Consider the following 13,139-nt stretch of genomic DNA (forward strand, 5'->3'; position numbering starts at 1 on the left):
CGCCGCCGACAGTGTAGCGGGTGGGTGGATCGCGGGGCCGGGGAGTGGTTCGCCCTCGGCCCCGCTCCGGCCCCGCTCCGGGGTGTGCCCTCGGCCCCGCTCCGCTACGGGGTGAGGGCCGCGGTCAGGAAGGACTGGACCGTGGGGGGTACCCGCATCGTTCCCCGGGTGCGGGGGCTCATCATGTAGACGACCCGGCGTTCCAGGTCCCGGGTGGCGCCCAGGCCGCTGAGGTAGCCGTGGACGACGCCCGCCATGCCCCACGCCGTGGTGCCGCCGGGCAGGACCATGCTGTCCAGGCCGGCGCCGCAGAAGGCCCGGCCGCCCCTGACGTACGGGACGTCCGGCACCCGGAACATGTGGGCGAGGCTCTTCTCGGTGAGGAGCTCGCCGCCGAACAGGGCCGTCAGGAAGCGGTCCAGGTCGGGGACGGTCGAGATCATCTCGCCCGCGGCGCCGTGGATCGTCGGGCTCTGTTCGGTGACGTCGACGCCGTTCTCGTACCCCTTGATGTGCGGGGCGGGCATCGTGGGGTCGGTGCCCGGCAGGGTGGTCGACGTCAGGTTCAGCGGGCGCAGGATCCGGTCCTCCACCTCCCGCGCGTACGAGCGTCCCGTGAGCTGTTCGATCAGCATCCCGGCCACCACGTAGTTGGCGCGGGTGATCTGCTGCCGGGTGCCCGGGGGGAAGCCGATCGGCTCCCGCAGGGGGAGGTCGATCAGCTGGGCGGGGGTGAAGGTGTCCAGACGGTGGCTCAGGAACCACGGGGTGTCGTTGTAGCGGACGTCGCTGTCGTCGGCCAGGCCGCTGGTGTGGTCGAGGAGCTGTCGTACGGTCACCGGTGCCTGGAGCAGGCCGGGCAGGTGGGCCTCGACCGGTTCGTCGGGGGCGATCAGACCCTCGTCGACGAGCGACAGCGCGACCGCCGCCACGAACGTCTTGGTCACCCCGCCGACACGGAACCTGTGGTCGGGGCCGGCCGGTTCGCCGGTGGCGGTGTCGGCGACTCCCGATGCCGTCGACCAGGGGCCCCGGGGACCCTCGGCCCGCAGGATCACGGCCGTGGCCTCGTCGTCCGGGCGGTGGCCCACCGCCTGTTCGAGTGCCTCAGTCACCGGACGCCACCCGCTCGACCGGCTCGTCCTCCGTATGCGCCCACGTGGTGATCATCTCGCCCTTGCCGAAGCCCCCCGCCCGCCGGACGGTGTCCGCGACGAAGGTGTTGACCCGCTTGCCGTTCTCGGAGTTGGTCAGCACGATCAGGCCCTCGCCGCTGTCCACCCGGGTGAAGGTGCCCACCCTGAAGCCGACGGTACGGCCGCCGTGCCCGTACTCCACCTCGCCGGTGCTGGTGTCGACAACGGTGCCGAGGCCGTAGAAGCCGCCGGGATGCCACATGGTCAGCATCTGCTGCGCCAGTGGGCGGCTGATCAGGGTGCCGGGTTCGCCCCGCCACGCGCGGCGGATCTCCAGCGCCACCTTGGCGAGGTCCGCCGCGCTCGCCCACAGCCCGCCGGCCGCGACCTCGTTGCGGACCCGCCAGCGGCCCGGGACCGGGGCGCCGTCCGGATCGTGGCCGACCGCCACCGGGGCCGGGGCGACGGCGGGGTGGTCCTGGTCGAAGGTGCTGTCGGTCATGGACAGCGGTTCGAGGACCAGGCGCCGCATCATCGCCCCGAACGGCTCGCCGGTGACGTCGAGGAGCAGTTGCTCCAGCACCGAGAAGTTGATGTTCGTCTTCTTGAAGACGGTGCCCGCCGGATGCTCGGCCCGCACCGGCGCGTTGGTGGCGGGCGGGCGGCCGTGCAGGATCTCGGGGATCGACGGCATGGGCTCGGTGGGCAGGAAGTTGGTCGGGGCGACATGGCTGAGCCCCGACTGGTGGCTGATCAGCTCGCGCAGGGTGATCCGGGCGCCGTCCGGGACCTGCCACGTGGTGAGGTAGCGGTTGATGTCGGCGTCCAGGTTGAGCACTTCGTCGCCGACGAGCTGGAGCACGGCCAGCATCGTGACGTGCTTGCTCACCGAGGCCACCTGGAAGGCGGTGTGCGGGGTGACCGGCTCGGGGCGGTCGGCCGCCGTCACGCCGTAGCCCTCCAGGGTCACCACCTCGCCACCGCGCAGCAGGGCGATGCTCACCCCGGGTACGCGGTGGGCCGCCATGACCTCCTCCAGCTCCCGCCGGAAGTCCGGCGGCAGGAGGACGGCCCGGAGCGGCTCGGGCGCCGGTCGTACGTCGGTCGTCATGCCCTGTCCTTCCCTCAGCGAGTCGACGGCCTCGGCCAGGGCGGCCAGGGTGTCGTACTCGTACAACATCCGCAGGGTCAGCGGCAGACCACGCCGTCGTGCCGCGCCGATCACCCTGATGACCATCAGGGAGTCCCCGCCGTAGTCGAAGAAGTTGTCGTGCGCGCTCACCCGTTCCAGGCCCAGCACCTCGGACCAGATCTCGGCGAGCGCCCGTTCGACGGGGGTGCTCGGGTCCGGGCCCGCCGGATCCTCGGCCGGTTCGGGCGCGGGGAGTGCGGTCCGGTCCGGCTTGCCGTTCACGGTGAGCGGGATCCGGTCGAGCGGGACGAGGAAGTGGGGGACGAGGGCCGCGGGCAGGGTGCCGGAGAGCTGTCGGCGCAGCCGGGCCGGCTCGGCGTCGTCGGCCACCACGTAGGCCACCAGGCGCTGTTCGCCCTGGCCGTCCCGCCACGGCAGTACGAGCGCGTCCCGTACACCGGGTACGGCGAGCAGCGCGGCCCTGGTCTCCGCCGGGGCCACCCGCACCCCGTTGATCTTGACCTCGTCGTCCGTCCGCCCGGCGTACCGGAGCGTGCCGTCCGGCAGCACCCGGGCCAGGTCACCGGTCCGGTAGAGGCGGGCGCCGGGCGGGCCGTACGGATCGGGGACGAAGCGCTCGGCGGTCAGGTCGGGGCGGCCCGCGTAGCCGCGCGCGAGACCGACGCCCGCGACGTAGAGCTCACCGGTCACGCCGGGCAGGACCCTGCGCAGACCGGCGTCCAGGACCCGGGCACCGGCGTGCGGGAGGGGCCGGCCGATCGGCACGGGGCCGGTGAGGGGGCCGGCCGGGACCCGATGGGCGGTCGCGTCGATGGTGCACTCGGTGGGGCCGTAGGTGTTCCACAGCTCCACCGAAGGGCACAACGCCCGGACGCGAGTGGCCAGTTCACCGTCGAGCTGCTCGCCCGCCGAGCACAGCAGCCGCAGCGAGTCACACCCGTCCCAGCCCTCCGTCTCCGCCAGCAGGCGCAGCACCGACGGCACCACCTGCAGGACCGTCACCCGGTGGTCGGCGACCGAGCGCAGCAGCGCCGCCGGGTCGCGTTCCGCCCCGGCCGCAGCGAGCACCACCGTGCCTCCGCTGATCAGCGGGGCGAACAGTTCCCACCCGGCCGCGTCGAAGCCGATCGACGTCTTGTGCAGCACGCGGTCGGCGGGACCGAGGCCCTGCGCGGTCAGCGCCCAGGAGACCCGGTGCGCGAGGCCGCCGTGGGTGATCTGGACACCCTTCGGCCGGCCGGTGGAGCCCGAGGTGTGGATGACGTACGCCAGTTGCTCGGCGTCGGTCTGCCGGGCGGGCGCCGTGGCCGGACCGGCGTCCAGGGGGGCGTCCTCCAGGAACAGCGCCCCGGGGTGGTCGAAACCGCGGGGGGCGCTCTCGCGCCGGGTCAGAACGGTCCGCGCGTCCGCGTCCGCGACCATGAACCGCAGCCGGTCCGGAGGCGAGGCCGGATCCAGCGGCAGGTACGCCCCGCCCGCCTTCCACACCCCGAGCAGGCCCGCCACCAGGTCCGGTCCGCGGTCCAGGAGCACGCCCACGGTGGACCCGGCGCCCACGCCCCGGGCCCGCAGCAGGTGCGCGAGGCGGTTGGCGCGGGTCTCCAGCTGCGCGTACGACACCGTGGTCGCGCCGTGGACGAGGGCCGGGGCGTCGGGGGTGCGGGCGGCCTGTTCCTCGAACAGTTCGGGGAGGAGGGGTCGGGGGCCTTCCGCCCGAACAGGGCTGCCGAGTTCCTCCAGCAGCGACCGCTCCTCCTCGGACAGGAACAGTTCCGCCCCCGCGTCCCCGTCCGCGTCGGCCGCCATCGCTTCGAGCACCCGCCGGTACATCGCCCCGATCCGCCCCAGGGCGGTCTCGCTCAGGACGCCCGTACGGCTGCTGAGGCCGAGGTGCCCGGCCAGGGTCGTCACGGCGAGGTCGAACTCGGTGCCGCCCTCGGCGAGCGTGGGTGCCACGTCCACGAGTTCCTGGTCGACCTGGCGGAAGTCGAGGTAGTTGAACGACACGGTGACGAGCCGCCCACCGCCCGCCATGCGCTGCATCTCCGGCATCGGGAAGCGGCGGTGGGGCCACAGCTCGACCTCGCGGTCGAAGGCCGACCGTACGAGGTCCCGCCAGCTGCCGTCCGCCCGGCGGCGGTCGTGCGCGAAGGGCACGGTGTTGAGGTACATGCCGTGCACCCGGTCCGCGCCGACCGCCTCCGGCCGGGCGTCGCAGACGAGACCGGTGGTGAAGGACCGGTCGCCGGTGAGCGCGCCGAGCACCTTCAGATGCGCGGCGAGCAGCACGCTCTTGAGCGAGGCCCTGGCCCCGCTCGCGAGGGCGCGCAGTCCGGACTCCAGGTCGCCGATCGGGACCCGTAGCCTGACCTGGCTGTCGTCCGAGGACCCGGGAGTTCCTCCCCAGCCGTCCGGCAGTGCGAACGGGGGGTGCTCCTCGACGATCCCGGACCAGTAGGCGCGGTCCTCCTCGCTCGCCAGGGCCCTCAGCTCGGCCGCGACGAAGTCGGCGTACCGCAGCTCCGGTTCGTCGGACGGTGCCACGCTCTCGCCGTCGCGGAACCGCCGGTAGCACTCCAGCAGCTCCATCAGGAGGTTGTAGTGGCTCCAGCCCTCGGTGATCGCGTGGCAGCGGACCATTGACAGCCACCAGGCCCCGTCGCCCTCCGGATGCGCGGCCAGCCGGAGCAGGGGCGGGGCGGACAGGTCGAACGGCCGGGCTCGCTCCTCGGCCTGGAAGGCGCGCAGGGCCTGCTGGACGTCCCGGCCGGTGACGTCGTGCACGGACAGCGGGATCTCGGCGGCCGGGTGCACCAACTGCACCGGCACCGAGCAGGAGTCGAGGTCGAAGGAGGTGCGCAGCGCCTCGTGCCGCGCGGCGACCGTGCGGGCCGCGGCGACCAGGGCGGCCGGGTCGAAGGGCACCTCGTCGCGGATCCGGAACGACGTCACGCTGTGGTAGCGGCGCAGCCGTTCGTCGGCCAGCATCTCCACGACCATGCCGGTCTGCGTCTGTGACATCGGGTAGGCGTCGACCAGGCTGTCCGGCAGCCGCCCCCGGTCCTCGGCGGTGAGCAGCTCGAACGGCTCCACCAGGGCGGTGGCGACCGCCGGTGCCCGGTCCGCCACGAGGGCGGCGAGAGCGGCGACCGTACGGCAGTCGAAGACATCCCGTACGTCGAGGTCGAACCCGCTCGCGCGCAGGGCGCCGACGAGGGCGACGGCACGGATCGAGTCGCCGCCGAGATCGAAGAAGCTGTCCTCGGCGCCGACGCGTTCGCACTCCAGGACCCTGCGCCAGGCTGCGGCGATCCGCTCCTCGGTGCCGGGGCGGGGGGCGAGGAAGGTGTCCGCGCCGGACGTGGAGGGAGAGGGCAGGGCCGCGCGGTCGATCTTGCCGTTGGCGTTGAGGGGGAGCGCCTTCAGGGCGGTGAAGGTGGCCGGGACCATGTAGTCGGGCAGGCGGTCCGCCAGGTGGCGGCGCAGGGCGTCGGCCACGACCGTCTCCGGGACGCAGTACGCGGCGAGTTCGCCGTCGACGGCCGTCACGAAGGCCTGGCGGACGGCGGGGTGGGCGGCCAGGACGGCCTGGACCTCGCCGGGCTCGACCCGGAAGCCGCGGATCTTGACCTGGTCGTCGAGCCGGCCGAGGAACTCCGTGATTCCGTCCGCGCGTTGCCGCACCAGGTCACCGGTGCGGTAGAGACGGGCGCCGGGTTCGGCGGAGTAGGGGTCGGGCAGGAACCGCTCGGCGGTCAGGTCGGGGCGGTTCGCGTAGCCGCGGGCCACACCCGTGCCGCCGACGTACAGCTCGCCCGGCACGCCTGCCGGTACCGGCTGGAGCGAGCCGTCGAGGACGTACATCGTCATACCCGGCAGCGGCCTGCCGATCGGCAGGATCTCCTCCTCGGGTTCGGCCGGTACCTCATGGACGCAGGTGCCGACGGACGCCTCGGTGGGGCCGTACTCGTTGATCAGCCGGGTCTTCGGGGCGAGGGCGCGCCAGCGCAGCAGCGTCGTCCGGGTGAACGCCTCGCCCGCTACGACGAGGACCGGGGCGAGCGCGGCGGCCTCGGCCGGGGTGAGCTGGTGGGCGAGCACGTCCAGGTGACCGGGGGTGAGCTTGACGAAGCTGTACGGCGCCCCCGCCGACAGCCGGCCGCCCAGATCGGCGAGATCGACCCGCTGGGAGACCGTGTGCACGGCCTGTCCCGTCACCAGCGGCGCCCACAGGTTGGGGACGACCAGGTCGAACGCCACCGAGGAGAACAGGGGCGCGCCGCCGGTGCCGTTCGACGCCAACTCGCGCGCGGCCCAGCCGACATGGTTGGCCAGACCCCGGTGGGTGACCTCGACGCCCTTCGGCGTACCGGTCGATCCGGAGGTGAAGATCACATAGGCCGGCCGGTCCAGGGCGTCGACGGGGGGCGGCGGTGGGGCGGGGACGTCGGCTGCGGACCGGGCGCCTTCGTCCAGGAGCCCTCCTTCGTTCAGGAGCCCTCCATTGTTCAGGAGCCCCCCTTCGTCCAGCAGCACCTCCGCCCCGGACACCTCGACGATCGCCGCCACCCGCTCGGCCGGGTACGACGGATCCACCGGCACATAGGCCGCGCCCGCCTTCCACACTCCCAGCAGCGCGGCCACCAGCTCCGGACCCCGGTCGAGCAGTACGGCGACCCGCGACTCGGGGCCCACTCCACGGCCGCGCAGCCGGTGCGCGATCCGTTCGGCCTCGGCGTCCAGCTCGCCGTAGGAGAGCGTGTGGTCCCCGGCGCGTACCGCCCCCGCCTCCGGAGTCCTCGCGGCCTGCGCCTCGAACTGCTCCAGCACCGACGCCGTAGGGGCCTCGGACGCCGTGGAGTTCCACTCCACCAGCTGACGCCGAAGTTCCGGCTCGGGGAGATGGGACTCCCGGGCCGAGCCCTCCGGATCCGCCGCCATCGCCTCCAGCACCGACCGGTACAGCGCCGCCAGCCGGGCCGCGTTGGGGCGGCTCAGGGCGCGGGTGTTGGTCTTCAGGCCGATGCGCCGGGAGATCGTGGTGACGGCGAGGTCGAACTCCGTGGTTCCCGGAGCCAGCACGGAGTCCAGGTCGACCGCGTCGCTCTCCAGACGGTCGAAGTCCACATGGTTGAGCAGCACGTCCACCAGCCGTCGGCCGCCCGCCATGCGCTGCATCTCCGGCATGGGGAAGCGCCGGTGCGGCCACAGTTCGGCCTCCCGGGCGAAGGACCGCGCCACGAGGTCGCGCCAGGTGCGGGCCGTCCGGTCGTAGGCGAACGGCACGGTGTTGAGGTGCATGCCGTAGATCCGGTCGGCGTCCACCGCCTCCGGCCTGGTGTGCACCACGACACCGCTGGTGAACTCCGTTTGCGGGGTGAGCAGGCTCAGCACCTTGCCGTGCGCGGCGACCAGCACGCTCTTGAGCGAGGCACCGGCCCGGGCGGCCAGCGCGCGCAGCCCGTCCTCCAGGTCGTCGAAGGGCACGGACACCCAGAAGTGCTCGGCGGGCCCGTCCTTCTCGCCCCAGCTCTCGGGGAGGGAGAACTTCCGCGGCCCGTCGATCGTCCGGGCCCAGTAGGCGCGGTCCTCCGCGGACGCCAGGGCGCGCAGCTCCCCGGCGACGGAGTCGGCGAACCTGACACCGGGCGGCGGGTACGGCGGCAGCGGCAGGCCCTGGCACAACCGCCGGTAGCAGGAGAGGAGTTCCTGGACCAGGGAGTGGTAGCTCCAGCCCTCCACGATGCCGTGGAACTCGGTCACCGACAGCCACCAGCCGTCGTCCACCAGATGGGCCGTCAGCCGGAACAGCGGGGGCTCGGACAGGTCGAACAGACGGGCCTTCTCCTCGGCGTGGAAGGCGTCGAGATCGTGCCGCACCTCCTCGGTGCCGAGGCCGCGCAGATCCCGTACGGCCGTCGGGATCGTCGCCGTCTGATGCACCAACTGCACTGGCACGGAGCAGGACTTGAGGTCGAAGGAGGTGCGCAGTACGTCGTGCCGTTCGACGACCACGGCGGCGGCCGCGCGCAGGGCGTCGAGGTCGAAGGGGACCTCGTCGCGCATCCGGGTGGAGGCGACGTTCTGGTAGTTGCTGTGCCGGTCGTGGGCGAGCATGTCGACGACCATGCCGATCTGCGTCTGCGCCATCGGATAGGCGTCGGCGAGCCCGGCCGGCAGCAGCTCCCGGTCCGCGTCGGCCAGCAGCTCGAACGGCCGCACCGCCTCCTGTACGACGGCCTGGCCCCGCCCCGCCACGACCTCGGCGAGACCGGCGACCGTGCGGTGGTCGAAGACGTCCCGTACGGCGACGTCGAACCCGGCGGCCCGCAGGGCGCCGACGAGGGCCACCGCCCGGATGGAGTCGCCGCCGAGGTCGAAGAAGCCGTCCTCGACGCTCACCCGGTCAAGGCCCAGCACCTCCCGCCAGACCTCGGCGACCCGCTCCTCGACGGGGGTGCGGGCGGCGGTGTGTGCCCGGTCTCCGCCCAGGTCCTCACGGCCGGGCGCGGGCAGGGCGCGCTTGTCGAGCTTGCCGTTGGTGGTCAGCGGGAGCCGGTCCAGGGCGACGAAGGCCGCGGGGACCATGTACTGCGGCAGCGAGGCCGCCAGGTGCGCCCGCAGCTCGGCCGGTCCCGGCGCCTCGCCAGCGGGAAGGACGTAGGCCACGAGCTGTTCCTCGCGGACCACGACGACGGCGTCGCGCAGACCGGGGTGGGTACCCAACGCGGCTTCGATCTCGCCGAGTTCGACGCGGAAGCCGCGGATCTTGACCTGGTCGTCGATCCGGCCGAGGAACTCCAGTCGCCCGTCCGGGAGCCGCCGGGCCAGGTCACCGCTGCGGTACAGCCGGGAGCCCGCGGGGCCGAACGGGTCCGGCACGAAACGCTCGGCGGTCAGCTCGGGGCGGTGCAGATAGCCGCGGGCCACGCCCGGGCCGCCGACGTGGATCTCGCCCGGCACCCCGACCGGCACCAACCGGCCGTGCCGGTCCAGCAGATGGACGCGGAGATCGTCGAGCGGGCGGCCGACGACACTGCCCGCTCCGGGCGCGAGGTCCTCCTCGGCCAGCCGGTGGCAGGTGGTGTGGACGGTGGTCTCGGTGATTCCGTACAGGTTCACCAGGGCGACGCGCTCCAGGCCGCGCCGTGAGGTCCAGGGCTCCAGCTCGCGGACGTCGAGCCGCTCTCCAGCGAACAGCACGGCCCGCAGGGCGAGTTCACGCTCCCCGGCGCTCGCGGCCAAGCCGCGGAAGGCGGACGGCGTCTGGCTGAGGACGGTCACCCTCTCCGCCGCAAGCAGGTCGAGGAACTCCTCCGGCGAGCGGGTGACCGGATACGGCACCACGACCAGCCGCCCGCCGTGCAGCAGCGCACCCCACATCTCGAAGACCGACACGTCGAAGGCGTACGAGTGGAACAGCGACCACACATCGCCGTCGCCGTACGCGAGAGGGCGCCGCGCCTCCCGCAGCAGGCGCACCACGTTGGCGTGGGTGAGCGCGACCCCCTTGGGCTTCCCGGTCGAACCGGACGTGTAGATCGTGTAGATCAGGTTCTCGGGGCTGCCCGGGACGCCCGGATCGGTGTCCGGCCGGGCGGCGATCAGCTCCGCGTCCCGGTCCAGCAGGACGAGTTCTCCGTCGTACGCGCCCTCCAGGACGCCGGAGTGCGCGGACGTGCTCAGCACCAACGGGGTCGCGGTGTCCGCAGCGATGTACGCCAGCCGCTCGGGCGGGTTCGCCGGGTCGAGGGGGACGTAGGCGGCGCCGGACTTCAGTACGCCGAGCAGGGCCGGCATCAGCTCGATGTCGCGCTCCAGGCACAGTCCGACGAGGTCCTCCGGGCCGACGCCCTTGGCCCGCAGCAGGTGGGCGATCCGGTTGGCGCGGGCGTTCAGCTCGCCGTACGACAGCGTCCGTCCGCCGTACGAGACGGCCGGGGCGTGCGGCGCCCGGCGTACCTGCTCCTCGAACAGCTCATGGACGCGTCGGGTGACGGGGGACCCGCCGGGCGGCCCCGCTGCCTCCAGCAGTGCCGTGCGCTCCTCCTCGGTGAGCAGGTCCAGGCGGGACAGGGGGACCTCCGGCCGGGCGGTGGCGGAGGTGAGGAGGCGGACGAAGTGGCTCAGCATCCGCTCGGCCGTCGCGCGGTCGAACAGGGCTGTGGCGTACTCCAGGTGGGCGGTCAGGGTGCCGTCCCGGCCCTCGTTCATCACCAAGGAGAGATCGAACCGGGCCGGGAGGTCGGCGGGCGGGACGCGGGTCATCGTCACGCCGGGCAGCCGGTAGTCGTCGACCGTCTCCTCGCGGAGGGTGAACAGCACCTGGAACAGCGGGGTGCGTGAGCGGTCGCGGTCCGGTTCGAGTTCCGTGACCAGATGGCGGAACGACACCTCCTGGTGCTCGAAGGCGTCCAGCACCGTGCCGCGGGTGGCGGACAGCAACTCGTCGAAGGCCGGGTCGCCGTCGAGGCGGCCGCGCAGGACGAGGCTGGTGATGCCGTAGCCGAACAGGCGCTGCCATTCCGGGCGGTTCCGGGTCGACAGCAGGGTGCCCACGGCGATGTCGTCCTCGCCGGTGTACCGGGCCAGCAGCGCCTGGAAGGCGGCGAGCAGCACGGTGAACGGGGTCGTGTCGTGCCGCTTGGCCAGATCGCGTACGGCGCCGGCGAGTTCCGCCGGCAGCGCGCGGGCGACCGACGCGCCCCGGGGGTCGCGTACGGCGGGACGCGGCCGGTCCGTGGGGAGGGCGAGCGGGGTCAGGCCGGCCAACTGATGTCGCCAGTAGGCGAGATTGCGCTTCCCGACGTCCCCGGCGAGGCGTTCGCGCTCCCAGGCCGCGTAGTCCGCGTACTGGAAGGGGAGCTGCCGCGGGCCTTCGCCGGGACCTGCCGTGTACAGCGCGCTGATCTCCTCCGCGAACAGGTGGGTCGACCAGGCGTCGCAGGCGATGTGGTGGACGACCACGATCAGGATGTGCTCGTCGGCCGAGCGGCGCAGGAGCCGGGCGCGGACCGGCCATTCCCGCTCCAGGTCGATGGGCCGACGGAAGTCCTGGGAGATCCGCTCCCGCAGGTCCGCCTCGGAGAGCCCGAGGACGTCCTCGACGGGGAGCTCCGCCGGGCGGACCGGGTCGATGACCTGGACGGGTTCGGGATCCTGCCAGGCGTACCGGGTGCGCAGGATCTCGTGCCGGGCGAGGAACCGGTCCCAGGCCCGGGCGAGGGCCGGGACGTCGAGCGGTCCCCGCAGCCGCAGGGCCAGCGGGACCAGGTACTCGGGGCTGCCGGGTTCCAGCCGGTTCAGGAACCACATCTGCTGCTGGCCGTGGGACAGCCGCAGCGGTCCGCCCCGGTCGGCGCGGACCGGGTCCCCGCCGCGCCGGCCGCGGCCCTTTCCGGCGAGCCGGCGCCGCAGCAGCTCGGCGCGGAGGGCGTCCCGGTCACCGTGTGCGCTCGTGCCCATGATCGGTCTCCCTTGTCTCGGTCAACTTCTCGGTCGTGGCGGCGTCTTCGTCGCGCAGTGCCGGGGTGGTCGTCGCGGCCGTGGCCAGGGCCGCCATGGCGCAGCCGATCAGCAGGAACACGACGGCCGTGCCGGAGGCGGAGAGGGCGAGGCCTGCGAGCAGGACGCCGAGCACGTTGGCGCCGGTGGCGACGAGGTGCGAGGTGGCCGCGACCCGGCCCTGGAGGGCGTCGGGGGTGGTGCGGACCTGGTACACGGCGGCGGCGACGTTGAAGACGCCGGTGACGCATCCCGTCCCGGCGAACAGGACGCCGAGGACGACCGGCTCCCGGGCGAGGGCCATGGCGCTGATCAGCGCGGACCAGCAGAACAGCCCGCCGATCAGGACGGTGCGGAGGCTGATCCGGCGCTGCCACCAGTTGCCGCTCAGCGCGCCGACGATGCCGCCGATCCCGCCCGCCGCGACGATGACGGCGACGGCGCTCTGCGGCCGGCCCTCCTCCTTCAGCAGGACGAACAGCGCGAGCGGGAGGATCTGCAGGAGGAGGTTGCTGACGGCGACGAAGACGAGTGCCGTGCGCAGGAAACGCTGCCGCCACAGCCAGCGCAGCCCTTCGACGAGTTCGGTGCGCAGTGACTTGGGCGGGGTCCCGCGCCGCTGCTGGAAGTCCTTGCGGATCAGCAGCAGGCTGCCCAGCGAGGCGAGTCCGGCCAGCGCCGAGAAGAGGAACGGCGCCCAGCGCGCCGCGCTCTGCAGGAGGACGCCGCCGGGCTGGCCGAGCAGGACCGCGGCGCGTCCGCGTGCCTCGTTGCGGGAGAGGGCGGTCGCCAGCTGGCTCGCGTCGACGACGTTGCGCACGGCCCCGCGCTCGGCGAGCCGGTACAGGATCGCGAGGCCGGTCTCCAGGAACGCGACGGCGGCCAGCTGGACCGCGGAGAACCCGCCGAGCGCCAGGGTGACGACGAGGCTGCCGAGGGCCACGGCCCGTACGCCCTCGCAGACCGCCATCAGCCGCCGCCGGTCCCAGCGGTCGACGAGGACTCCGGCGGGGAGCTGCACGAGCAGCAGGGGCAGGAGCGCGGCGAACGACACCGCCGACATCACCAGCGGCGAGTCGGTGTGCCAGAGCGCGATCAGCGGATACGAGACCCCCGCGACCCTGGTGCCCAGCAAGGACACGGCGGCACCGGACCACAGCAGCAGGAAGTCCCGGTTCCGCCGCAGAGAGGGCGGACCGGTCGAGGGGGGCGTGGTCATGCGTCGACGGTGGGACGGGCCCCTATACGGGATCTATTCGCCCTCTATGCGCGATCTATACGGTTATGCGCCGCGCCTCTGTGGTGGTGCGCCGCCGCTGTGGTCCGGCCCGGACGGAGCGAGAAAC

The 13,139-nt window shown here is 73.3% G+C and carries 3 protein-coding genes; all 3 read right to left on the reverse strand.

Translation table 11 applies throughout. The features are described from left to right. Positions 1–104 precede the first annotated feature (104 nt). Genes ACWDRW_RS03640 through ACWDRW_RS03650 form a run of 3 tightly spaced genes read right to left on the reverse strand, consistent with a single transcriptional unit; the run spans position 105 to position 13,012 of the window. A complete protein-coding gene (locus ACWDRW_RS03640) occupies positions 105–1,115 on the reverse strand; it encodes a serine hydrolase domain-containing protein (RefSeq protein ID WP_451719513.1) in 1,011 nt (336 codons plus the stop codon). After that, on the reverse strand, positions 1,108–11,754 hold the full coding sequence (locus ACWDRW_RS03645) for an amino acid adenylation domain-containing protein (RefSeq protein WP_451719516.1): 10,647 nt from the start codon (positions 11,752–11,754) through the stop codon (positions 1,108–1,110). Before ACWDRW_RS03645 ends, ACWDRW_RS03640 begins: the two co-directional genes overlap by 8 nt. Continuing rightward, positions 11,732–13,012, reverse strand: coding sequence for an MFS transporter (locus ACWDRW_RS03650; RefSeq protein ID WP_451719518.1), 1,281 nt, complete (start codon positions 13,010–13,012; stop codon positions 11,732–11,734). The genes ACWDRW_RS03645 and ACWDRW_RS03650 overlap by 23 nt, the downstream gene beginning before the upstream one ends. Positions 13,013–13,139: the final 127 nt, after the last annotated feature.

Source organism: Streptomyces sp. NPDC003635 (genome assembly GCF_053587635.1).

Coding starts and splice junctions, on each gene's coding strand:
- ACWDRW_RS03645 (WP_451719516.1), bottom strand. CDS start 11,754: ATGGGCACGAGCGCACACGGTGACCGGGACGCCCTCCGCGCCGAGCTG.
- ACWDRW_RS03650 (WP_451719518.1), bottom strand. CDS start 13,012: ATGACCACGCCCCCCTCGACCGGTCCGCCCTCTCTGCGGCGGAACCGG.